A 23,812-nucleotide genomic window follows, 5' to 3' on the forward strand; every position below is an offset into this window, starting at 1 on the left:
CTTCATTCCCTCTCTCTGACCGTAGGCGGTTGCCGTCCTACTTGAAGCTGACTAACATGTCAGAAAATTCATCCTATGATTGGATGAAAGGGCGAATCCTATGTCAGACATTTCTCCGCTAGTTAAACGGTCCCTGGTCGACCAGGCACTGGACCAGCTACGCCTGCGCATCACCGAAGGCGTCTGGACGGTCGGCCAGCGTTTACCGACCGAACCTGAGCTGTCCGCCGAGCTGGGCATCAGCCGCAATACCGTGCGTGAAGCCATGCGTGTATTGGCGTTTTCCGGGTTGATCGAAATCCGTCAAGGCGACGGCAGCTATTTGCGGGCGGTGGTCGATCCGCTCGACACCATGAAGGCGTTGTCCCGCTGCTCCCACGAGCAGGCCCGGGAGACTCGGCACATTCTGGAAGTCGAGGCCATCGGCCTGGCCGCGTTGCGTCGTACCGACGAAGACCTGGTGGCATTGCGTGAGGCGTTGGGCGTCAGTGGCAGTCACTACCACGGCGATCTCGACACGTATATCGCCTGCGATCTGGTGTTCCACCGCCGCTTGGTTGACGCCGCACACAACCCGACCCTCAGTGAGTTGTACCGCTATTTTTCCAGCGTCATCGGGGCGCAGTTGCGCGAGACCCTGAACATTTCCCCTCGACGCCAAGAGGTGTTCGACCTCCATATCGAACTGCTTGATGCCGTCGAGCAACGCGACCCGGAACGGGCCAAAGCCCTGTCGAGGCAGTTGATCAATGAACCTTGAAACCGAGAATTCCATGTCCAGCAGCAACAGCAACATCACTCAGCCCAAGCGCACGGCGGAGCTCGAAGAGCTGCTGATCGACGCGGAGGCGGATGACGAACAGGTCCAGCAAAGTCACCCGATCCTGCGGCGGCCGTGGCTGCTGTTGCTGGGCCTGATTCTGGTGGCGCTGAACCTGCGTCCGGCGCTGTCGAGCATGGCGCCGATGCTCAGCGAGGTGTCGAAAACCCTCGGTTTGTCGGCAGCCCAGGCCGGTTTGCTGACGACGTTGCCGGTGCTGTGCCTCGGCTTGTTTGCACCACTGGCGCCCGTGCTGGCACGACGTTTCGGCGCCGAGCGAGTGGTGCTGGGCATTCTCTTGATGTTGGCCGGTGGGATCATCCTGCGCAGTTCGTTCGGCGAGATCGGCCTGTTTGCCGGCAGCGTGCTGGCCGGCGCGAGCATCGGTGTGATCGGCGTATTGCTGCCCGGCATCGTTAAGCGCGACTTCGCGAAACACGCGGGCACCATGACCGGCGTCTACACCATGGCCCTGTGCCTGGGCGCGGCGATGGCCGCGGGTGCGACCGTGCCGTTGAGCGAGCATTTCGACAAGAGCTGGGCCTTGGGCCTCGGCTTCTGGGTGGTTCCGGCATTGGTCGCGGCGATTTTCTGGTTGCCACAGGTCGGGCAGAAACACGGAGCGCACAACGTCGCGTATCGGGTTCGCGGTCTGTTGCGTGATCCACTGGCCTGGCAAGTGACGCTCTACATGGGCCTGCAATCTTCTCTGGCCTACATTGTGTTCGGCTGGTTGCCGTCGATCCTGATCGGTCGCGGCCTGACGCCGACCCAGGCGGGTCTGGTGCTGTCAGGCTCGGTCATTGTTCAGTTGGCGAGTTCACTGGCGGCGCCATGGCTGGCGACGCGTGGCAAGGATCACCGTCTGGCGATCGTCATCGTCATGCTGCTGACCCTTGGCGGTTTGTTCGGTTGTCTTTACGCACCGATCGAAGGCTTGTGGGGCTGGGCGATCCTGCTGGGTCTGGGGCAGGGCGGTACGTTCAGTCTGGCGTTGACCCTGATCGTGCTGCGTTCGCGGGACGCCCATGTCGCGGCGAACCTGTCGAGCATGGCCCAAGGCTTCGGTTACACCCTGGCGTCCATGGGGCCGTTCGCGGTCGGCATCGTGCATGACTGGACCGGTGGCTGGAACGACTTGGGCTGGATTTTCGGCATCATCGGCCTTGGGGCGATCATCGCCGGTCTCGGCGCCGGCCGTTCGCTGTACGTCCAGGTCGAAAGCGAAAAGGTCTGACACCCGCGCACTGTCGGTATTCGGCTCACGAATGCCGATAGTGTTTCGCGCCTTTGTTGACTATCGTGCAGGCAATCTTTTGAAACCACTTTGCGCATCTATTTGCACATCCAGAGGGAGCCTGTCCATGAGTGATGCCCACAACGCATTGATCACCCAGTTCTACCAAGCCTTCCAGCGTCTGGATGCCGAGGCCATGAGTGCCTGCTATACCGACGACGTGGTGTTCAGTGATCCGGCGTTCGGCGAGTTGCACGGCCGCGATGCAGGCGACATGTGGCGCATGCTCACTACCCGAGCCAAGGATTTTTCCCTGACGTTCGATAACGTGCGCAGCGATGAGCGCACGGGCGGCGCCCATTGGGTGGCGACGTACCTGTTCAGCCAGACCGGCAATACCGTGGTCAACGACATTCAGGCACGCTTCGTTTTTCGCGACGGCAAGATTTGCGAGCATCACGACAGCTTCGACATGTGGACCTGGTCCCGACAGGCGCTGGGTTTCAAGGGGCTGTTGTTGGGCTGGACGCCGGCGGTGAGAAACGCCGTGCGCGCTCAAGCCTTGAAGGGGCTCAAGGCATTCCAGGCCAGTCGCTGATAAGATCGCGGCTTGTTTCCTACAAGCCTTGATCGTCACGTGAACACCGCCAGCGAATCTTCCGTCATTGCCGCCGAACCGACGCTGCCTGTCAGCAAACCCTGGTTCGTCTATCTCGTTCGCGCGGCCAATGGTTCGCTCTACTGCGGGATCAGCGATGATCCCGTGCGCCGCTTCGCCACCCACCAGAGTGGCAAGGGCGCGCGCTTTTTTCTCTCCAGCCCTGCCGTGGCATTGGTTTACACCGAAGTCTGCCGCGATAAAAGCGAAGCGCTACGTCAGGAACGGCTGATCAAAAAACTCAAGAAAAGCGCCAAGGAATGCTTGGTAGCGAGCGCCGCTGCGGGCTTATCAATCTGATTGATAAGTGCCCATCAGGCAGATCGGTGGGATGCACATGGAATGCGCGCTAAGCTGCGGATTCCCTATCCGTGCGGCGGAGCCGAGCATGTCAGAGTTAATTCTTCATCATTACCCGACGTCCCCTTTTTCTGAAAAGGCCCGCTTGCTGCTGGGCTTCAAGGGGCTGTCCTGGCGCTCGGTGAAGATCTCGCCGGTGATGCCAAAACCCGATCTGACCGCGCTGACCGGCGGCTACCGCAAGACGCCGGTGTTGCAGATTGGCGCGGATATCTATTGCGACACGTCGCTGATCGCCCGTCGTCTGGAACAGGAAAAAGCCTTGCCGGCGTTCTTCCCGGAAGGTCAGGAAATGATCGCCGCGACCTTTGCCGTATGGGCGGATTCGGTAGTGTTCCAGCACGCGGTCAGCCTGGTGTTTCAACCGGAATCGATCGCCGTGCGCTTCGGCAATATGCCGCCGGAAGCGATCAAGGCGTTCATTGCCGATCGCGCGGAGTTGTTCAGCGGTGGCAGCGCCACACGGCTGCCGGCAGAGCAGGCCCGGCATCAGTGGCCGACCATCATGACGCGTCTGGAGCAACAGCTTCAGCGTGAGCAGGGCGACTTCCTGTTCGGCGAGCCGTCGATTGCCGACTTCGCCCTGGCCCATCCGTTGTGGTTCCTCAAGGCCACGCCCGTCACGTCACCGTTGGTCGATGCTTATCCAGCGGTTTCGGCATGGCTGGGTCGCGTGTTGGGCTTCGGTCATGGCGCGTTCAGCGAGATGACCTCCGAGGAGGCGCTGGAGGTTGCGCGCAATGCCACACCGGCCGCATTGCCGGATGAGCAATTCGACGAGCCGAATGGTTTTGAGGCTGGCCAGCAGGTGGTCATTGCCGCCATCGATTACGGCGTTGACCCGGTGGAGGGTGAGTTGCTGTTTGCGGGCAGTGAAGAATTGATTCTTCGTCGTGAAGACGAGCGGGTCGGTGTGGTGCATGTGCACTTTCCGCGATTGGGCTTCCGCATCGAAAAGCGCCGATGAACCCCTGTGGGAGCGGGCTTGCTCGCGAAGAGGCCATTACATTCAACATTGATGTTGACTGACAGGCCGCTTTCGCGAGCAAGCCCGCTCCCACAGGGTTTGTGTTTATTTCAGTGCGGCCAGGATTTCATCCGGGTCATACCCGCGAATCAACGTCCCGTTCACATCAATGATCGGAATCCCGCCGCCACCCAGCGCCTCGTAGTCCTTGCGCGCCTCAGCATCCTTCTCGATATCGAACTCCTTGTACGGAATGCCCTTCTGATCGAGAAAGCGCCGAGTCAGTTTGCAGTAACCACACCATTCAGTGGCGTAGAGCACGACGTTGGCCTTGGCCTGAGTCTGCTCCGACACCACCTGCGCCGGATGGAACACCCGCTCGATCTTGCCCCAGTTCTGGTAGACCACGACCACCAGCAGGATCAGCAGGCATTTCTTCAGTACGCCGCCGAGCATCAGTTACGCCGCTTGAGCTGATCGGTGAGTTGGGTCGGCAGACCTTTGATGATCAGCGTGCCGGCTTCTTCGTCGTATTCGATCTTCGAGCCCAGCAGGTGCGCTTCGAAGCTGATGGACAGGCCTTCGGCGCGACCGGTGAAGCGGCGGAACTGGTTGAGGGTACGTTTATCTGCCGGAATCTCCGGTGACAAGCCGTAGTCCTTGTTGCGGATGTGGTCGTAGAAGGCTTTCGGGCGTTCTTCGTCGATCAGCTCCGAGAGTTCTTCCAGGCCCATGGGTTCGCCCAATTTTGCTTGGCTGCTGGCGTAATCCACCAGGGTCTTGGTCTTCTCGCGGGCGGACTCTTCCGGCAGGTCTTCGCTTTCGACGAAGTCACTGAAGGCCTTGAGCAGGGTGCGGGTTTCGCCGGGGCCGTCGACGCCTTCCTGGCAGCCGATGAAGTCGCGGAAATACTCCGAAACCTTTTTGCCGTTCTTGCCTTTAATGAACGAAATGTACTGCTTGGACTGCTTGTTGTTCTGCCACTCGGACACGTTGATCCGTGCCGCCAGGTGCAGTTGGCCCAGATCCAGGTGCCGGGACGGGGTCACGTCCAGTTGATCGGTCACTGCAACGCCTTCACTGTGGTGTAGCAGGGCGATCGCCAGGTAGTCGGTCATGCCTTGCTGATAATGCGCAAACAACACGTGGCCGCCCACAGAGAGGTTCGACTCTTCCATCAGCTTTTGCAGGTGTTCCACCGCCACACGGCTGAACGCTGTGAAATCCTTGCCGCCATCGAGGTATTCCTTCAGCCAGCCGCTGAACGGGTGTGCCCCGGACTCGGCATGGAAGAAACCCCAGGCCTTGCCTTGTTTGGCGTTGTAGCTCTCATTGAGGTCGGCAAGCATGTACTCGATGGCGCTCGACTCGGCCAGTTCGGAGTCGCGGGCGTGGAGAACTGCAGGTGTGCCGTCGGGTTTTTTGTCGATCAGGTGGACGATGCAATGGCGGATCGGCATGGGCTTCTCGGCTGATTGAAGAGAGGAGGGCGTGCTCCCCCGAAAAAGCGCCCAGTGTACCGCAACCACTGGTTTTGGCGCGGCACGAAGGGCAATTCGCAGGTGTCCAACGGCGCTTATGCTGTTTTTTACAGTTTTAGAGCAATAAAGCTGACCAAATGGGTAGCTAGAGGCGGATATTTCCCCGTCTCTGTGCTAGTTTTGCCCGGTCTTACGCGAAGTCACTGCGTTAAGCGTGCATTCAGCATTTGTCAGGTCGAACCAAACCCAGATTTCGGTATCTATAACCCCGATCCCGTGGTTATTGGCCGAGGGTGCCAGATCCAGAAGATCGGGCTCGATGGCTGACACTGCACTCTGCAATCCATATGAATTTGATAGGGAAGGAACACTACATGGCTCTTACTAAAGACCAACTGATCGCCGACATCGCTGAAGCTATCGACGCGCCAAAAACCACCGCGCGTAACGCTCTGGACCAACTGGGCCAAATCGTTGCCGATCAGCTGGAAAACGGCGGCGAAATCACTCTGCCAGGTATCGGCAAACTGAAAGTGACTGAGCGTCCTGCCCGTACCGGCCGCAACCCTTCGACTGGCGCTGCCATCGAAATCGCTGCCAAGAAAGTTATCAAGCTGGTTGTGGCCAAAGGCCTGACCGACGCTGTTAACAAGTAAGACGCAGTAAAAAAAGCCGTGCTCCGGAGTGATCCGGGCACGGCTTTTTTGTGTCTGCGATTTACCACCTACACCGCTAAACCAATGTGGGAGCGAGCTTGCTCGCGATGGCGGCCTGTCAGTCAACACTTGTGCTGAATGTTATGGCCTCATCGCGAGCAAGCTCGCTCCCACAGGGTCACTCAGCTTTTGCGAGCCCAACGTTCGCGCCAGACCTGCTGCTCGGATTTGGTCTGGAAGGTCCAGGCGACGAAACGGCTTTGCTTCTGCCCCTGAGACATTTCCACGACCTGGCTTTCCAGTACGCCGGCCTTTTTCAGCGCAGTCTGGATCGCCGGCAGGTTGGAGGCTTTCGAGACCAGGGTGCTGAACCAAAGTACTTTGTGTTGGAAATGCGCGCTCTCGGCGATCAGTTGCGTCACAAACCGTGCTTCGCCACCTTCACACCACAATTCTGCCGATTGACCGCCAAAGTTCAGCACAGGCAGTTTGCGTTTTGGATCAGCACGGCCCAGCGCGCGCCATTTACGTTCGCTGCCCTTGGTCGCTTCGTCCATCGAGGCGTGGAACGGCGGGTTGCACATGGTCAGGTCAAAGCGTTCGCCGGGTTCGAGCAGGCCCAGCAGAATGTGCTTGGGATTGCTTTGCTGGCGCAACTGGATGGCTTTGTTCAGCCCGTTGGACTGCACGATGGCTTTGGCAGCGGCCACGGCCGTCGGGTCGATTTCCGAGCCGAGGAAGTGCCAGCGGTAGTCGCTGTAGCCGATCAGCGGATAGACGCAGTTGGCGCCCATGCCGATATCGAGCACCTTGACCGGCGCACCGCGAGGGATCTCGCCGTCGTTGACGCTGGCCAGCAGGTCGGCCAGGAAGTGCACGTAATCGGCACGGCCCGGAACCGGAGGGCAGAGGTAGTCGGCCGGGATGTCCCAATGGGCGACGCCGTAGAACGACTTGAGCAACGCACGGTTGAACACCCGCACTGCGTCCGGGCTGGCGAAGTCGATACTTTCCTTGCCGTACGGATTGATGATCACGAACTTCGCCAGTTCCGGCGTGGTTTTGATCAGCGCCGGGAAGTCGTAACGACCCTGATGGCGGTTGCGCGGATGCAGGCTGGCCTTCTCGCGGGGCTCCACGGCTTTGGCCGGGGTGGCGGTGTCAGGCTTCTTGCGCGCGGGGCGGGGTGTGCGGGGGGCGTTCATGGGCGTGGTCGATTCGGGTATGGCTAAAAGTGGCGGGTATTGTCCCACATCCAGCCGTTGTGAACGCAATTGTGACAAACACCGCCATCCCCCCTGTGGGAGCGAGCTTGCTCGCGATAGCGGACTGTCAGCCAACGTCGATGTTGAATATTATGACCTCATCGCGAGCAAGCTCGCTCCCACAGGGGGGGGGTGTTTGGGAGAAAGCGTCGGGCATAAAAAAGGGAGGCCGTTTCGGGCCTCCCGTTTTCATTGCGATGTGCCGTTACAAACTGGCAATCCGCGCATGCTGCTCGGCCAACTTGCCCAAAGCCTGTTCAGCTTCAGCCAGTTTGGCGCGTTCCTTGTCGATGACTTCGGCCGGGGCCTTGTCGACGAAACCGGCGTTAGACAGCTTGCCGCCAACCCGCTGAACTTCGCCCTGCAGACGCAGGATTTCCTTGTCCAGACGGGCCAATTCGGCGTCTTTGTCGATCAGGCCGGCCATCGGCACCAGCACTTCCATCTCGCCGACCAGTGCGGTGGCGGACAGCGGTGCTTCTTCGCCAGCAGCCAACACGGTGATCGATTCGAGGCGAGCCAGCTTCTTCAGCAGGGCTTCGTTCTCCGTGAGACGACGCTGATCTTCGGCGCTGACGTTTTTCAGGAACAGGTTCAACGGCTTGCCTGGTCCGATGTTCATCTCGACGCGAATGTTGCGCGTGCCAAGCATCAGCGTCTTCAGCCACTCGATATCGTCTTCGGCGCCCTGGTCGATGCGCTCTTCATTGGCCACTGGCCACGGTTGCAGCATGATCGTCTTGCCTTCGATACCGGCCAGCGGCGCGATGCGCTGCCAGATTTCTTCGGTGATGAACGGCATGAACGGATGTGCCAGACGCAGCGCGACTTCCAATACCCGAACAAGGGTGCGGCGGGTGCCACGCTGACGTTCGACCGGCGCGTTTTCGTCCCACAGCACAGGCTTGGAGAGTTCCAGGTACCAGTCGCAATACTGGTTCCAGATGAACTCGTACAAGGCTTGTGCGGCCAGGTCGAAGCGGAACTGATCGAGTTGACGGGTCACTTCAGCTTCGGTGCGTTGCAGCTGCGAAATGATCCAGCGGTCCGCCAGCGACAGCTCGTAAGCCTCGCCGTTCTGACCGCAGTCTTCGCCCTTGTCCAGCACATAGCGCGCGGCGTTCCAGATCTTGTTGCAGAAGTTGCGATAGCCTTCGACGCGGCCCATGTCGAACTTTATGTCGCGACCGGTGGACGCCAGCGAGCAGAAGGTGAAGCGCAGAGCGTCGGTGCCGTAGCTGGCGATGCCGTCGGCGAACTCGTCGCGGGTCTGCTTCTCGATCTTCTTCGCCAGTTTCGGCTGCATCATGCCGGAGGTGCGTTTCTGCACGAGGTCTTCGAGCTCGATGCCGTCGATGATGTCCAGCGGATCCAGGACGTTGCCCTTGGACTTGGACATCTTCTGGCCCTGGCCATCACGCACCAGGCCGTGAACATAAACAGTCTTGAACGGAACCTGCGGCGTGCCGTCTTCGTTTTTCACCAAGTGCATGGTGAGCATGATCATCCGGGCAACCCAGAAGAAAATGATGTCGAAACCGGTCACCAGCACGTCGGTGGAGTGGAATTTCTTCAGGAATTCGGTCTGCTCAGGCCAGCCGAGCGTGGAGAAGGTCCACAGGCCCGAACTGAACCAGGTGTCGAGAACGTCGTTGTCCTGTTGCAGTGCAACGTCCGGGCCGAGGTTGTGCTTGGCACGTACATCGGCTTCGTCGCGACCGACATAGACCTTGCCCGACTCGTCGTACCAGGCCGGAATCCGGTGGCCCCACCACAGCTGACGGCTGATGCACCAGTCCTGGATGTCGCGCATCCACGAGAAGTACATGTTTTCGTACTGTTTCGGCACGAACGCGATGCGACCGTCTTCAACGGCAGCGATGGCTGGCTCAGCCAATGGCTTGGTCGACACGTACCACTGGTCGGTCAGCCACGGCTCGATGATAGTGCCGGAACGGTCGCCTTTCGGTACTTTCAGGGCGTGGTCGTTGACGCTGACCAAGAGGCCGGCGGCGTCAAACGCAGCAACGATCTGCTTGCGCGCTTCGAAGCGATCCAGACCGGCGTATTCGGCCGGGATCTTGCCGTCGATGCTTTCGTTGAGCGTGCCGTCGAGGTTGAACACCTGACAGGCCGGCAATACGGCGGCGTTCTTGTCGAAGATGTTCAGCAGCGGCAGGTTGTGGCGCTTGCCGACTTCATAGTCGTTGAAATCGTGGGCCGGGGTGATTTTCACGCAGCCGGTGCCGAATTCTGGGTCGCAGTAATCGTCGGCGATGATCGGGATGCGGCGGCCGACCAGCGGCAGCTCGACAAATTTGCCGATCAGGGCATGGTAGCGTTCATCGTTCGGGTTAACCGCTACGGCGGCGTCGCCGAGCATGGTTTCCGGGCGAGTGGTCGCGACGATCAGGTAATCGTTGCCTTCAGCGGTCTTGGCGCCGTCGGCCAGCGGGTATTTCAGGTTCCACAGGAAACCTTTCTCGTCATGGTTTTCCACTTCGAGGTCTGAAATCGCCGTGTGCAACTTGGTGTCCCAGTTGACCAGACGCTTGCCGCGGTAGATCAGGCCGTCTTCGTGCAGACGCACGAAGGCTTCTTTAACGGCTTCCGAGAGGCCGTCGTCCATGGTGAAGCGCTCGCGGCCCCAGTCCACGGACGAGCCGAGACGGCGGATCTGACGGCTGATGTTGCCGCCGGACTGATCCTTCCACTCCCAGACTTTCTCGAGGAATTTTTCGCGGCCCAGATCGTGACGATTCTGGCCCTGAGCTTCGAGTTGACGCTCCACCAGCATTTGCGTGGCGATACCGGCGTGGTCGGTACCCGGCTGCCACAGGGTGTTACGACCCTGCATGCGACGGAAACGGATCAGGGCGTCCATGATCGCGTTGTTGAAGCCGTGACCCATGTGCAGGCTGCCGGTGACGTTCGGCGGCGGGATCATGATGGTGTAGGACTCGCCCGCGCCTTGCGGGGCGAAGTAATTCTCTGACTCCCAGGTGTTGTACCAGGAAGTTTCAATGGCGTGCGGCTGGTAGGTCTTATCCATGCGCGGCGGGACCCTATTGGCATTTATTCAGGAAAAGCCGGCAAGTATAGCGGGGCATGGGGCGCAGGGCGAGCAGGGGCAGACCGGGCGCATCATCAAAAACGACGCCAATCAAATGTGGGAGCGGGCTTGCTCGCGAAGGCGGTGTGTCAGTCAGCATTAATGTTGAATGTTGGACCGCATTCGCGAGCAAGCCCGCTCCCACAAGGAGGGTGGGTTATTCGTATTGGCTGAGGAGGCGTTCCATCCGCGCGCTGAGGCGGCGTTTGATTTCGGTTTCGATGTGCGGGGCGAAGTCGTCGATCACGTCTTGCATGATCAATTGCGCGGCGGCACGCAGTTCGCCATCCAGGTGCAGCAGCTCGTCGGGGCCCTTGCTGGCGACGGGCGCCGGTTGGGCGGCAGGGGCAGCAGGGGCGGGTGGCGCCGGTTCGAGGGTTGGCGGGCTGGCGCCGACCGTATCGAACAGCATTGGAATCTGTTCCTGATCACCTTCCTCGACCGTGTCGGTGAGCAAGGGCGGTTGCAGGTTGTCATCGCCGAGCAATTGACGGATCGACTCAAGGTCGTCCAGCAGATGCGCGGACTTTTGCAGCGGTTTTGGAGTGTCCATCGGAATGCTCAGAGTCGCTGTAAACGGTGATCTTGCAGAGGATAGCCCTGTTCGCGGTAGAAACGGAAACTCTCCCGCGCAGCCGTACGAATCGTCGGATCTTCTACCACCACTTCCGCCACGCGGGCGAACTTGTTGGCGAATGCCGGGACTTTCAGGGCGAGATTGACCAACAGGTCCTGATGCGGGCCGCAGTCATCGCCAAGACCCAACACAATCAAACCGTCCGGCTCATTTTCAGCAGGGCCGTGGGGCACGAAGCTTTCGCCCTTGAAGGCCCACAAACGCGCATCGAGATCGTCACGCTGGGCGGCATCGCTGCAATGCAGATAGATGCGGTGGCCCATGCGCCAGGCTTTTTCGGTGAGCTTGCAGGCAAAATCCAGCCGCGCTGAAGGATCTGCGCTGGGCAGGATATAGAAGTCGACTTTGGTCATTGCGGTTCCTGAGCCAAGGGCGGCGTCACCCGAAAGCAACGCCGCCCTGGGTCATCGGTTTCAGGCTTTGGCGCGGTCCAGCAGGTATTGGGTCAGCAATGGAACCGGACGGCCAGTGGCGCCCTTGTCCTTGCCGCCGCTGGTCCAGGCCGTGCCGGCGATGTCCAGGTGCGCCCAGTTGAGGTTCTTGGTGAAGCGCGACAGGAAGCAGGCGGCGGTGATGGTGCCGGCTTTCGGGCCACCGATGTTGGCCATGTCGGCGAACGGGCTGTCCAGCTGTTCCTGGTACTCATCGAACAGCGGCAGTTGCCAGGCGCGATCGTCAGCCGATTGGCCGGCGCTCAGCAGTTGGCCGATCAGTTCGTCGTTGTTGCCCAGCAGGCCCGACGTGTGGGAACCCAGCGCAACGACGCAAGCGCCGGTCAGGGTCGCGATGTCGATTACTGCTTGTGGCTTGAAGCGCTCGGAGTAGGTCAGGGCGTCGCACAGCACCAGACGGCCTTCGGCGTCGGTGTTGAGGATTTCCACGGTCTGGCCGCTCATGGTGGTGACGATGTCGCCAGGACGCGAAGCGTTGCCGCTCGGCATGTTCTCGGCGCACGCCAGGATGCACACCAGGTTGATCGGCAGTTTCAGCTCGAGCACGGCGCGCAGGGTGCCGAATACGCTGGCAGCGCCGCCCATGTCGTACTTCATTTCATCCATGCCGGCGCCCGGTTTCAGGCTGATGCCGCCAGTGTCAAAAGTGATGCCTTTGCCGACCAGTGCATACGGCTTCTCGGATTTCTTGCCGCCGTTGTATTGCATGACGATCAGGCGCGGTGGCTGGGCGCTGCCCTGGCCCACGGCGTAGAACGAGCCCATGCCCAGGTCCTTGATCTTCTTCTCATCAAGGACTTCGACTTTCAGGCTCTTGAATTCTTTGCCCAGGTTCTTCGCTTGCTCACCGAGGAACGTCGGGTGGCAGATGTTCGGCGGCAGGTTACCCAGGTCGCGGGTGAACGCCATGCCGTTGGCGATAGCGGTGGCGTGGGCCACGGCGCGCTCGACTTCAGCCTGTGCAGCCTTGATGGTCACCAAAGTGACTTTCTTCAGGGTGCGAGGCTCGGCTTTCTGGCTTTTGAACTGGTCGAACGTGTATTCGCCGTCCACCAGGGTTTCCGCCAGCAGGCGGGTCTTGCCGTAGCTGTCGCGGCCTTTGACCACGACTTCGTCGAGGGCCAGCACCGCATCGCTGCCGCCCAGGCCTTTAAGGGTGTTGAGGATGCCGGCAATGATTTTACGGAACGGGCGGTCGCCCAGCTCTTTGTCCTTGCCAACGCCGACCAGCAGCACGCGCTCGGCCTTGAGGTTCGGCAGGCTGTGCAGCAACAGACTCTGACCGACTTTGCCAGCCAGGTCACCGCGCTTGAGCACGGCGCTGATGGCGCCACCGCTCAGTTCGTCGAGTTGCTTGGCGACGGCGCCGAGCTTGCGGCCTTCGCCGACGGCGACCACCAGAGTGGCGGTTTTCAACGTTTCTGGGCTAACGCTTTTTACAACCAGTTCCATGTCCGGGTCCCTGAATTAATGGTCAACACGCAAGAGCTCGACGGCATGCATTCGAGCTTGCTTATAAATAGAAAGACGCAGGTCACGGCCCGCGACAAAGGCCGCAGTTTGAACCTCGTGCCCCGAGCCTGACAACCCTCGGTTGTACGATCTTCAGCGCATTACCCGCCTGCTTGAGCATGCGCAGTGACAGGCGCACCCAATCACAGGATAATGCGCCATCTTTTTCGGCGGCTCTGCCCTGCGGGCTGTCTGATACGTTTGCTTGTTTGGCCGCCTTAGCCTGACAACCCTGGAGTGTCTGGTTTGATCGTCTTCCGTTATCTATCCCGCGAAGTCCTGTTGACCTTGAGCGCCGTCAGCGCCGTGCTGTTGGTCATCATCATGAGCGGTCGCTTCATTAAATACCTCGCCCAGGCGGCCTCTGGTCTCCTGGATCCGGGCTCGCTATTCCTGATCATGGGTTTCCGTCTGCCGGGCTTCCTGCAACTGATTCTGCCGTTGGGCCTGTTTCTCGGGATCCTGCTGGCTTACGGTCGCTTGTACCTCGAAAGCGAAATGACCGTGCTGTCGGCCACCGGCATGAGCCAGCAGCGTCTGTTTGCCATGACCCTTTTTCCGGCCACCCTCGTCGCATTGGTGGTGGCATGGCTGAGCCTGAGCCTGGCGCCACAAGGCGCCAATCAATTCCAGTTGCTGTTGAACAAGCAGGATGCCCTGACCGAGTTCGACACCCTCGAGCCAGGTCGCTTCCAGGCGCTGCGTGACGGGACGCGGGTGACCTACACCGAAACGCTGTCGGATGACCGCATCAACCTTGGCGGCGTGTTCATTTCGCAGAAGAACGTCAATTCCGATAACAAGGATCGCGGGATTTCCGTGCTGGTGGCCGAGAAGGGCCGTCAGGAAATTCGCCCCGACGGTAACCGTTACCTGATTCTCGACAACGGCTATCGCTATGACGGCAATCCGGGACAGGCTGATTACCGGGCGATCAAGTACGACGAGTACGGCGTATTGCTGCCCAAGCCGGACGTCAGCGATGAAGTGACCGACCGTGACGCGATGGCCACCAGTACCCTGATCGGCAGCGATGACATCCGCTCCCGCACCGAACTGCAATGGCGTCTATCCCTGCCGTTGCTGGTGTTCATCGTGACCCTGATGGCGGTGCCGCTGTCGCGGGTCAATCCGCGTCAGGGCCGTTTCCTCAAGCTGCTGCCGGCGATTCTTCTTTATATGGCTTATCTGAGCATTCTGATTGCCGCTCGTGGCGCCCTTGAAAAAGGCAAGATTCCGCCTGTTCTGGGGTTGTGGTGGGTTCACGCGATCTTCCTGGCGATTGGCCTGGGCTTGCTCTATTGGGAGGCAATGCAATTGAAGTTGGCGAGTCGCCGCAGCGCGCTGGAGGTGGCTCGTGGATAAGCTCGATCGCTACATTGGTAGCAGCGTTTTCGTGGCAATTCTGGCGGTACTGGGGATCATTCTCGGTCTGGCGACGCTGTTCGCGTTCATCGATGAGATGAGTGAGGTCAGCGATACCTACACCTTGATGGACGTGTTGAGCTACGTCTTGCTGACCGCGCCACGTCGGTTGTACGACATGTTGCCGATGGCGGCACTGATCGGTTGCCTGATCGGCCTCGGCAGTCTGGCCAGTCACAGCGAGCTGACCATCATGCGCGCTGCGGGCGTGTCGATCGGGCGAATCGTCTGGGCGGTCATGAAGCCAATGCTGATCCTGATGGTGGTGGGTGTGCTGATCGGCGAATACGTCGCGCCGGCCACCGAAGTCACCGCTCAGGCCAATCGCTCGCTGGCCCAGGGCAGCGGCGATGCGCAAAGCGCCAAGCATGGCCTGTGGCACCGTCAGGGGGACGAGTTCATTCACGTCAACTCCGTGCAGCCAAACGGTTTGCTGTATGGCGTGACCCGTTATCGCTTCGACGATCAGCGCCACATGCTGTCCTCAAGCTTCGCCAAGCGCGCCGAATTCGACAAGGATCACTGGCAGCTCAGCGATGTCACGACCACGTTATTCCATGACAAGAACACCGAAGTGGTGACCGCTCCGGTCGAGCGCTGGAACGTGGCGTTGAGCCCGCAACTGCTGGATACCGTGGTGATGTCGCCCGATTCGCTGTCGATTAGTGGTCTGTGGGGGTACATCCACTACCTGGCTGACCAAGGCTTGAGCAATGGTCGTTACTGGCTGGCATTTTGGGTCAAGGTGTTGCAACCGCTGGTCACCGCTGCGCTGGTACTGATGGCGATTTCCTTCATCTTCGGTCCGCTACGCTCGGTGACCCTTGGTCAGCGAGTGTTCACCGGTGTGCTGGTGGGCTTCACCTTCCGTATTGTTCAGGATTTGCTCGGTCCTTCGAGCCTGGTCTTCGGTTTCTCGCCGCTGTTTGCGGTGCTTATTCCGGCGGGTGTTTGTGCCTTGGCCGGGGTCTGGTTGTTGCGCAGGGCCGGTTGATCAAGGGTTTCTCCTGACCTTGCAGGTCACTCAAAACGCCTCTGTCGCAAGACCGGGGCGTTTTTGTAGGCGCCGTCTGACCTGCGAACGTGACGCTTGCGCCGTGGATCAGGTACAATTCCCGGCTATTTTTCGGCGGGCTATGCCTGCAGCCTTTTTGAGTGTTGATCCGTGAGTGATTTGAGTCATATCCGCAATTTCTCCATCATCGCCCACATTGACCATGGCAAGTCGACGCTGGCCGATCGCTTCATCCAGATGTGTGGCGGCCTTGCCGAGCGCGAAATGGAAGCCCAGGTTCTGGACTCCATGGACCTGGAACGTGAACGCGGGATCACCATCAAGGCCCACAGCGTCACCCTGTATTACACCGCTCGCGATGGCATCAAGTACCAGCTGAACTTCATTGACACCCCGGGCCACGTTGACTTCACCTACGAAGTCAGCCGGTCGCTGGCGGCCTGTGAAGGTGCGTTGCTGGTGGTCGATGCCGGTCAGGGCGTTGAAGCGCAGTCGGTAGCCAACTGCTACACCGCGATCGAGCAGGGCCTGGAAGTGATGCCGGTCCTGAACAAGATCGACCTGCCTCAGGCCGATCCGGACCGCGTGAAAGAAGAAATCGAAAAAATCATCGGCATCGATGCCACCGACGCGGTCGAGTGCAGTGCCAAGACCGGTCTGGGCGTCGACGAAGTGCTGGAGCGTCTGGTCAAGACCATTCCTGCGCCGACCGGCAACTATGAAGATCCGCTGCAAGCGTTGATCATCGACTCCTGGTTCGACAACTACCTGGGCGTTGTTTCCCTGGTTCGCGTGCGCCACGGTCGTGTGAAGAAGGGCGACAAGATCCTGGTCAAGTCCACCGGCAAGATCCATCTGGTGGACAGCGTCGGTGTCTTCAACCCTAAACACTCCGCGACCGTTGACCTGAAGGCCGGCGAAGTGGGCTTCATCATTGCCGGCATCAAGGACATCCATGGTGCACCGGTCGGTGACACCCTGACCTTGAGCTCCACGCCGGACGTTGATGTACTGCCAGGTTTTAAACGCATTCAGCCGCAGGTGTACGCCGGTCTGTTCCCGGTCAGTTCCGACGACTTCGAAGATTTTCGTGAAGCCCTGCAAAAGCTCACGCTCAACGACTCGTCCCTGCAGTACACCCCGGAAAGCTCCGACGCACTGGGCTTCGGCTTCCGTTGCGGGTTCCTCGGCATGCTGCACATGGAAATCATCCAGGAGCGCCTGGAGCGCGAGTACGACCTGGACCTGATCACCACGGCGCCGACGGTAATTTTCGAGCTGCTGCTGAAAACCGGTGAAACGATTTACGTCGACAACCCGTCGAAGCTGCCAGACCTGTCCTCGATCGAAGACATGCGCGAACCGATCGTGCGGGCCAATATTCTTGTGCCGCAAGAGCACCTGGGCAACGTCATTACCCTGTGCATCGAGAAACGTGGCGTACAGCACGACATGCTGTTCCTCGGTACCCAGGTTCAAGTGACCTACGATTTGCCGATGAACGAAGTGGTCCTGGACTTCTTCGACCGTCTGAAATCCACCAGTCGTGGCTATGCTTCGCTGGATTACCATTTCGATCGTTATCAATCGGCTAATCTGGTGAAACTGGATGTGCTGATCAACGGTGACAAGGTCGACGCCCTGGCGTTGATCGTGCACAAGGATAACGCGCACTACAAAGGTCGCCAGTTGACCGAGAAGATGAAAGAACTGATTCCACGTCAGATGTTCGACGTCGCGATCCAGGCCGCCATTGGCGGGCAGATCATTGCGCGGACCTCTGTCAAGGCACTCAGAAAGAACGTATTGGCCAAATGCTACGGCGGTGACGTTAGCCGTAAGAAGAAACTGCTTGAAAAGCAGAAGGCCGGTAAGAAACGCATGAAGCAAGTCGGTAACGTGGAAATTCCACAAGAAGCCTTCCTTGCAGTGCTCAGGTTGGATAGTTAGGTCCTATGTCACTAAATTTCCCGCTGTTGCTGGTCATCGCCGTGTTCGTCTGCGGCCTGTTGGCGTTGCTCGATCTGGTTTTCCTGGCGCCGCGTCGGCGTGCCGCCATTGCCTCCTATCAGGGCAGTGTCAGTCAGCCTGATGGGATGGTGGTCGAGAAACTGAATAAAGAGCCGCTGCTGGTCGAATACGGCAAGTCGTTCTTCCCGGTGTTGTTCATCGTGCTGGTACTGCGTTCGTTCCTGGTGGAACCGTTCCAGATTCCTTCAGGCTCGATGAAACCGACCCTGGACGTTGGCGACTTCATTCTGGTGAGCAAGTTTTCTTACGGGATCCGCTTGCCGGTGATCGACAAGAAAGTCATCGAAGTGGGTGATCCACAGCGCGGCGATGTGATGGTGTTCCGCTATCCGAGCGATCCGAACGTCAACTACATTAAACGTGTGGTAGGCCTGCCGGGTGACCAGATTCGTTACACCGCCGACAAGCGTCTGTTCGTCAACGGTGAGTCGATTGCCGAACAACTGGTCGGCTCCGAGCCGGGCACGTTGGGCAGCGCCGAGCTCTACAAGGAAAAACTCGGCGTTGCCGAGCACCTGATCCGCAAGGAAATGAGCCGTTACCGCGCAACGCCGGACCATTCGTGGACCGTGCCTGCCGGACACTACTTCATGATGGGCGACAACCGCGACAACTCGAATGACAGTCGCTACTGGGATGATCCGAGCATTCCCAAGGATCTGCTGGGCATGGTTCCCGACAAGAATATCGTCGGCAAGGCCTTCGCAGTCTGGATGAGCTGGCCGGAACCTAAACTCAGTCACCTGCCGAATTTCTCGCGGGTTGGCCTGATCAAGTAATCACACACGGCGCTGTTGAACACAGCGCCGAATGCATTTCTGGAGTCGGCACAATCGGCCCCGAAAGCATGAAGCCAATGATATTCAGGACGTTATTTTTGAACACAGCGTTAATTGTCCCAAGCCTGCGCCGCATCACGGCGATGGCGGTGGAATCCAACCACGAACTCAGCGTGGGTAAACCGTGAGCGTCTCCTTAAGCCGTCTCGAGCGTCAGCTCGGCTACACCTTCAAGGACCAGGAACTGATGGTCCTGGCCCTGACTCACCGCAGCTTTGCCGGGCGTAACAACGAACGCCTGGAATTCCTCGGTGATGCCATCCTTAACTTTGTCGCTGGCGAGGCGCTGTTCGATCGCTTCCCGCTGGCCCGCGAAGGTCAGTTGTCGCGCTTGCGCGCACGCCTCGTGAAAGGCGAGACCTTGGCCGTACTGGCTCGCGGTTTCGATCTGGGCGAATACCTGCGCCTGGGTTCCGGTGAATTGAAAAGCGGCGGTTTCCGTCGCGAATCGATTCTGGCCGATGCCCTTGAAGCGCTGATTGGTGCGATCTACCTGGATGCCGGCATGGACATGGCACGCGAACGCGTACTGGCCTGGCTGGCCGGGGAGTTCGAAGGCCTGACGCTGGTCGACACCAACAAAGATCCAAAAACCCGCCTGCAAGAGTTCCTGCAGTCGCGGGGTTGTGAACTGCCGCGTTACGAAGTGGTGGATATCCAGGGTGAGCCGCATTGCCGGACGTTCTTCGTCGAATGTGAAATCACCTTACTGAATGAAAAAAGCCGAGGTCAGGGTGTGAGCCGTCGTATTGCCGAACAGGTAGCGGCCGCCGCAGCACTGATTGCCCTGGGCGTGGAGAATGGCCATGACTGATTCAACTGCAACTCGCTGTGGCTATGTCGCCATCGTCGGCCGTCCCAACGTGGGCAAGTCCACGCTGCTGAACCACATCCTCGGTCAGAAGCTGGCGATCACCTCGCGCAAGCCTCAGACCACTCGCCACAACATGCTCGGCATCAAGACCGAAGGCGCCGTGCAGGCGATCTACGTCGACACCCCCGGCATGCACAAAGGTGGCGAGAAAGCCCTGAACCGCTACATGAACAAGACCGCTTCGGCGGCGTTGAAAGACGTCGACGTGGTGATCTTCGTGGTTGACCGCACCAAGTGGACAGACGAAGACCAGATGGTCCTCGAGCGCGTTCAATACGTGACCGGCCCGCTGATCGTGGCGCTGAACAAGACCGACCGCATCGAAGACAAAGCCGAGCTGATGCCGCACCTGACCTGGTTGCAGGAACAGTTGCCGAACGCGCAGATCATGCCGATCTCGGCCCAGCACGGGCATAACCTCGAAACGCTGGAGCGCGTGATTGCCGGTTACCTGCCGGAAAACGATCACTTCTTCCCGGAAGACCAGATCACCGACCGCAGCAGCCGCTTCCTCGCCGCTGAACTGGTACGCGAGAAAATCATGCGCCAGATGGGCGCCGAGCTGCCGTACCAGATCACCGTTGAAATCGAAGAGTTCAAGCAACAGGGCAAAACCCTGCACATCCATGCCTTGATTCTCGTCGAGCGCGACGGCCAGAAGAAAATCATCATTGGCGACAAGGGCGAGCGGATCAAACGCATCGGCACCGAGGCGCGCAAGGACATGGAGCTGCTGTTCGACTCCAAGATCATGCTCAACCTTTGGGTCAAGGTGAAAGGCGGCTGGTCCGACGATGAACGCGCCTTGCGTTCGCTGGGTTACGGCGACCTGTAAGTCTCGGTTCCAGATACACCAGTGAGCCCCTGTGGGAGCGGGCTTGCTCGCGAATAGGATGTAACATTCAGCATTGATGTTGACTGTTACGTCGCATTCGCGAGCAAGCCCGCTCCCACATTGGTTTTGGGTTGTTTGTAAAATTGCGTTTCTCCATTGAGAACTCCATGTCCCAACCCATCGGCCAACCCGCCTTCGTGCTCCACAGTCGCGCCTACCGCGAAAACAGCGCGCTGGTGGATTTCCTCACGCCGCAAGGTCGGCTGCGGGCGGTGTTGCGTAGTGCTCGGGGCAAGGCCGGGACCCTGGCGCGGCCGTTCGTGCCGCTGGAAGTCGAGTTCCGTGGGCGTGGTGAGTTGAAGAACGTCGGTCGCATGGAAAGCGCCGGTGTTTCAACCTGGCTCAATGGTGAAGCGCTGTTCAGTGGTCTCTACCTCAATGAGCTGTTGATTCGGCTGTTGCCGTCCGAAGACCCGCATCCCGCTGTGTTTGACCACTACGCCGCGACCCTGCTTGCGCTTGCCGAAGGTCGTCCGCTGGAACCGTTGTTGCGTTCCTTCGAGTGGCGGCTGCTCGATGATCTCGGTTATGGCTTCGCCCTGGCCACCGACATCCATGGCGATCCCATCGCGCCGGACGGTCTCTACCGTTTGCAAGTGGATGCGGGGCTCGAACGGGTCTACCTGCTGCAACCCGGTCTGTTCAACGGCACCGAACTGTTGGCCATGGCCGATGCAGATTGGTCAGCCCCTGGCGCACTATCGGCAGCCAAGCGATTGATGCGCCAGGCACTGGCCGTTCATCTGGGCGGTCGTCCCTTGGTGAGTCGCGAGTTGTTTCGCAAGCCATAGGGTCTGTTGATGCTTGGCAGCGGCCGCGCCGGGCGCCCACTTGGCGCAGGGCTGCGTTGCTCGGAACTTATTTGGAACAACCAAACTACGTTCCTCGCGCCTTGCCCTGCACCAAGTGGTCATCCGTCGCGGCCGCTGCCAAACATCAACAGACCCTATCTCCCCGTGTATGCTGTGCGCCGAACTTTTCCATTTTCAGGAGCGCTTCCGTGACCACCAGCAATCGCATTCTTCTTGGCGTGAACATCGACCATGTTGCCACCCTGCGTCAGGCCCGGGGCACGCGCTATCCGGATCCGGTCAAGGCAGCACTGGACGCGGAAGAGGCGGGCGCTGACGGCATTACCGTGCACCTGCGCGAAGACCGTCGGCACATTCAGGAGCGCGACGTGTTGCTGCTCAAGGATGTGCTGCAAACCCGCATGAACTTCGAAATGGGCGTAACCGAAGAAATGATGGCGTTCGCCGAACGCATTCGTCCGGCGCACATTTGCCTGGTGCCGGAAACCCGTCAGGAGCTGACGACCGAAGGTGGTCTGGACGTGGCGGGGCAGGAAGCGCGGATCAAGGCTGCGGTGGATCGCCTGGCGAAAATCGGCTGTGAAGTGTCGCTGTTCATTGATGCTGACGAGCGGCAGATTGAAGCGTCCCATCGTGTTGGTGCGCCGGCTATTGAGCTGCATACCGGTCGTTATGCCGATGCCGAGACGCCGACCGATGTGGCTGAAGAGCTCAAGCGTGTGGCGGATGGCGTGGCGTTTGGTCTGGCTCAAGGTTTGATCGTCAACGCTGGCCACGGTCTGCACTATCACAACGTTGAAGCTGTCGCGGCGATCAAAGGCATCAACGAACTGAACATCGGCCACGCGCTGGTGGCTCATGCGTTGTTCGTCGGGTTCAAGTCGGCAGTGTCGGAGATGAAGGCATTGATCCTGGCCGCCGCAAAAGCCTAAAGCCAAACACCAAACCCTGTGGGAGCGGGCTTGCTCGCGAATGCGGTTTAACATTCAACATCTTCGTTGACTGATACACCGCTTTCGCGAGCAAGTCCGCTCCCACATTGGATCTAGGTTGTTCTGTTAGAGCTGCGGGGTTTCCTGATTCGGTTTGGTCTTGTCGACCCCCGGCACATGCAGGTTGCCCTCGGCGACCTGATTGCCTTCCAGCTGCGGCTGCGTCACCCACGTCAGGATGTCGTAGTAGCGGCGGATGTTCGCCACAAAGTGAACGGGTTCGCCGCCACGGGCATAGCCGTAACGGGTTTTGCTGAACCACTTCTTCTCGGACAGGCGCGGCAGGATTTTTTTCACGTCCAGCCACTTGTCCGGGTTCAGTCCTTCCTTGGCCGCCAGTTTGCGCGCGTCATCCAGGTGACCGCTGCCAACGTTGTAGGCCGCCAGTGCAAACCAGGTGCGATCCGGCTCCTGGATCGACTCATCCAGCTGATCCTTCATGTAGGCCAGGTACTTGGCGCCCCCCATGATGCTTTGTTTGGGGTCCAGTCGATTGGACACGCCCATGGCCTGCGCGGTGTTCTGGGTCAGCATCATCAGGCCGCGCACGCCGGTCTTCGATGTGACGGCCGGTTGCCATAGCGATTCCTGATAGCCGACCGCTGCCAGCAGGCGCCAATCGACTTTCTCTTTCTTGGCGTACGCCTTGAAGTGCTGTTCATATTTGGGCAGACGTTGCTGCAAGTGTTGGGCGAAGGTGGTGGCGCCCATGTAACCCAGTACGTCGACGTGCCCGTAATAGCGGTCTTTGAGACGTTGCAGGGTGCCATTTTTCTTCACCTTGTCTAGGTAGTCGTTGATCTCGTTGAGCAAGCTGTTGTCGTCGCCAGCGGCCACTGCCCAGCTCTGGTTGCTGGCGTCACCGAGGTCGAAGGCTACCCGTACGTTGGGGAAGTAGACCTGGTTCATCGCGACTTCGTTTGAATCGACCAGGGTCAGGTCTATCTGATCTTCATCGACCATCCGCAGCAAGTCGACGACTTCAACGGCGTCGGACTCTTCGTATTCAATGCCGGGATATTTCTTTTTCAGCTCCGCCAATTGCTCGGCGTGGGTGCTGCCCTTGAGCACCATGATCTTCTTGCCCACCAGATCCTTCGCTTCGGTGGGCCGCGATTGGCCGTTGCGATAGATGATCTGCGGGGTGACTTCGAGGTAAGAGTGGGAAAACCGAACCTGCTTTTTGCGTACTTCGCTGCTGACCAGGCCGGCAGCAGCGATCACCGGGCCGTTGGGTTTGCCCACCTGATCAAACAGGTCGTCGAGGTTGTCGGCGGTTTCGATTTTGAGTTCCACCCCCAGATCTTCGGCGAAGCGCTTCACCAGCTCGTATTCGAAGCCGGTTTCACCGTTGCGATCCTGAAAGTAGGTGGCGGGGCTGTTACGGGTAACCACCCGCAGCACGCCATCCTCCTTTACGCGCTCCAGCGTGTTGGGTTTATCAACACAGCCACTGAGCATCAGGAAGAGTCCGGTTGCGATCAGCCATTTGGCGTACCGCGGACGCAAAGCCGTTGGGGAAAACATCTGCGCAGTATACGCAAAGGACCACGAGCGCCATATCTCGACAGCGAAGGGCTTGTCTGCTAGGCAACTGAAAACCGCTCCGGAGCCCGCAGGAATGGGCCCGAGCAGCATTTTGTGACAGAAAAAATAACGCTCGGCGCGCACCGGTTTGCTGTCCGAACACCCGGCCCGACGCCCGGGTGCAGCCGCCCGTACCGTTTCGGGTGATGTCGCGGCCTGTTTAGGCTAGAATGCATGGCCTCAAA

Annotated in this window: 22 protein-coding genes; 14 read left to right on the forward strand and 8 right to left on the reverse strand. The window is 59.4% G+C overall.

The genetic code is table 11. The annotated features are described in order from the left end of the window. Positions 1–100 precede the first annotated feature (100 nt). The 5 genes from CUN63_RS18590 (at position 101) to CUN63_RS18610 (ending at position 4,042) form a co-directional block, all read left to right on the forward strand. Positions 101–760: a FadR/GntR family transcriptional regulator gene (locus CUN63_RS18590; RefSeq protein WP_129441424.1), complete on the forward strand. Its 660-nt coding sequence runs from the start codon at positions 101–103 to the stop codon at positions 758–760. Continuing rightward, complete coding sequence (locus tag CUN63_RS18595) at positions 750–2,057, forward strand: CynX/NimT family MFS transporter (RefSeq protein ID WP_129441426.1); 1,308 nt, start codon at positions 750–752, stop codon at positions 2,055–2,057. The genes CUN63_RS18590 and CUN63_RS18595 overlap by 11 nt, the downstream gene beginning before the upstream one ends. A gap of 127 nt (positions 2,058–2,184) precedes the next feature. After that, the gene (locus tag CUN63_RS18600; RefSeq protein ID WP_129441428.1) at positions 2,185–2,655 is read left to right on the forward strand and encodes a nuclear transport factor 2 family protein; all 471 of its coding nucleotides are present in this window, start codon (positions 2,185–2,187) and stop codon (positions 2,653–2,655) included. Between the two features lie 39 nt (positions 2,656–2,694). Then, positions 2,695–3,015, forward strand: coding sequence for a GIY-YIG nuclease family protein (locus tag CUN63_RS18605; RefSeq protein WP_129441430.1), 321 nt, complete (start codon positions 2,695–2,697; stop codon positions 3,013–3,015). Between the two features lie 88 nt (positions 3,016–3,103). Then, positions 3,104–4,042, forward strand: a complete 939-nt coding sequence (locus CUN63_RS18610; protein WP_129441432.1) for a glutathione S-transferase family protein — start codon at positions 3,104–3,106, stop codon at positions 4,040–4,042. 105 nt (positions 4,043–4,147) lie between these two features. On the opposite strand, the gene CUN63_RS18620 is transcribed toward CUN63_RS18610, so the two are convergent. Together CUN63_RS18620 and yejK are read right to left on the reverse strand one after the other, a co-directional pair. Beyond that, on the reverse strand, positions 4,148–4,498 hold the full coding sequence (locus CUN63_RS18620) for a glutaredoxin family protein (protein ID WP_129441434.1): 351 nt from the start codon (positions 4,496–4,498) through the stop codon (positions 4,148–4,150). Further along, a complete protein-coding gene (gene yejK / locus CUN63_RS18625) occupies positions 4,498–5,502 on the reverse strand; it encodes a nucleoid-associated protein YejK (protein ID WP_008147593.1) in 1,005 nt (334 codons plus the stop codon). The genes CUN63_RS18620 and yejK overlap by 1 nt, the downstream gene beginning before the upstream one ends. A 395-nt stretch (positions 5,503–5,897) precedes the next feature. Here yejK and CUN63_RS18630 point away from each other — a divergent pair, with 395 nt between their 5' ends. Next, positions 5,898–6,179, forward strand: coding sequence for an HU family DNA-binding protein (locus CUN63_RS18630; protein WP_007905514.1), 282 nt, complete (start codon positions 5,898–5,900; stop codon positions 6,177–6,179). 182 nt (positions 6,180–6,361) lie between these two features. On the opposite strand, the gene rlmF is transcribed toward CUN63_RS18630, so the two are convergent. The 5 genes from rlmF to CUN63_RS18670 form a co-directional block, all read right to left on the reverse strand. Continuing rightward, the gene (gene rlmF, locus CUN63_RS18640) at positions 6,362–7,384 is read right to left on the reverse strand and encodes a 23S rRNA (adenine(1618)-N(6))-methyltransferase RlmF (RefSeq protein WP_129441436.1); all 1,023 of its coding nucleotides are present in this window, start codon (positions 7,382–7,384) and stop codon (positions 6,362–6,364) included. Between the two features lie 265 nt (positions 7,385–7,649). After that, positions 7,650–10,496 (reverse strand): valine--tRNA ligase, encoded by a 2,847-nt coding sequence (locus tag CUN63_RS18650; RefSeq protein WP_129441438.1) that lies wholly within the window; start codon positions 10,494–10,496, stop codon positions 7,650–7,652. Between the two features lie 217 nt (positions 10,497–10,713). Further along, complete coding sequence (locus tag CUN63_RS18660) at positions 10,714–11,109, reverse strand: DNA polymerase III subunit chi (RefSeq protein ID WP_129441440.1); 396 nt, start codon at positions 11,107–11,109, stop codon at positions 10,714–10,716. An 8-nt stretch (positions 11,110–11,117) separates the two neighbouring features. Further along, complete coding sequence (locus CUN63_RS18665) at positions 11,118–11,546, reverse strand: DNA polymerase III subunit chi (RefSeq protein WP_046048214.1); 429 nt, start codon at positions 11,544–11,546, stop codon at positions 11,118–11,120. A 60-nt stretch (positions 11,547–11,606) separates the two neighbouring features. Continuing rightward, positions 11,607–13,097, reverse strand: coding sequence for a leucyl aminopeptidase (locus tag CUN63_RS18670; protein ID WP_129441442.1), 1,491 nt, complete (start codon positions 13,095–13,097; stop codon positions 11,607–11,609). Positions 13,098–13,403: 306 nt separating this feature from the next. Here CUN63_RS18670 and lptF point away from each other — a divergent pair, with 306 nt between their 5' ends. The 8 genes from lptF to pdxJ all read left to right on the forward strand — a co-directional run bounded on the left by lptF (position 13,404) and on the right by pdxJ (position 21,980). Further along, positions 13,404–14,522 (forward strand): LPS export ABC transporter permease LptF, encoded by a 1,119-nt coding sequence (gene lptF, locus CUN63_RS18675; protein ID WP_129441444.1) that lies wholly within the window; start codon positions 13,404–13,406, stop codon positions 14,520–14,522. Then, positions 14,515–15,576, forward strand: a complete 1,062-nt coding sequence (lptG, locus tag CUN63_RS18680; RefSeq protein ID WP_129441446.1) for an LPS export ABC transporter permease LptG — start codon at positions 14,515–14,517, stop codon at positions 15,574–15,576. The genes lptF and lptG overlap by 8 nt, the downstream gene beginning before the upstream one ends. A 171-nt stretch (positions 15,577–15,747) precedes the next feature. Further along, on the forward strand, positions 15,748–17,547 hold the full coding sequence (gene lepA, locus CUN63_RS18685; protein WP_129441448.1) for a translation elongation factor 4: 1,800 nt from the start codon (positions 15,748–15,750) through the stop codon (positions 17,545–17,547). A gap of 5 nt (positions 17,548–17,552) precedes the next feature. Then, positions 17,553–18,407 (forward strand): signal peptidase I, encoded by an 855-nt coding sequence (gene lepB, locus CUN63_RS18690; protein ID WP_129441450.1) that lies wholly within the window; start codon positions 17,553–17,555, stop codon positions 18,405–18,407. A 184-nt stretch (positions 18,408–18,591) separates the two neighbouring features. Further along, positions 18,592–19,281 carry a ribonuclease III gene (rnc, locus tag CUN63_RS18695; RefSeq protein ID WP_033053426.1) on the forward strand — a complete coding sequence of 230 codons (690 nt, stop codon included), beginning with the start codon at positions 18,592–18,594 and terminating at the stop codon, positions 19,279–19,281. Further along, a complete protein-coding gene (gene era, locus CUN63_RS18700) occupies positions 19,274–20,176 on the forward strand; it encodes a GTPase Era (protein ID WP_008151577.1) in 903 nt (300 codons plus the stop codon). The genes rnc and era overlap by 8 nt, the downstream gene beginning before the upstream one ends. A 167-nt stretch (positions 20,177–20,343) precedes the next feature. Then, positions 20,344–21,027: a DNA repair protein RecO gene (gene recO, locus CUN63_RS18705; protein WP_129441452.1), complete on the forward strand. Its 684-nt coding sequence runs from the start codon at positions 20,344–20,346 to the stop codon at positions 21,025–21,027. Positions 21,028–21,236: 209 nt separating this feature from the next. Further along, entirely contained in the window at positions 21,237–21,980 is a 744-nt protein-coding gene (gene pdxJ, locus CUN63_RS18710) for a pyridoxine 5'-phosphate synthase (RefSeq protein WP_129441454.1), read from the forward strand. Between the two features lie 126 nt (positions 21,981–22,106). Here the strand turns inward: pdxJ and mltF are convergent, their stop codons facing one another. Next, a complete protein-coding gene (gene mltF, locus CUN63_RS18715; protein ID WP_129441456.1) occupies positions 22,107–23,567 on the reverse strand; it encodes a membrane-bound lytic murein transglycosylase MltF in 1,461 nt (486 codons plus the stop codon). Positions 23,568–23,812: the final 245 nt, after the last annotated feature.

It is taken from the genome of Pseudomonas sp. ACM7, from assembly GCF_004136015.1.
In the GTDB taxonomy this organism is placed as follows: Bacteria; Pseudomonadota; Gammaproteobacteria; order Pseudomonadales; family Pseudomonadaceae; genus Aquipseudomonas; species Aquipseudomonas frigoris.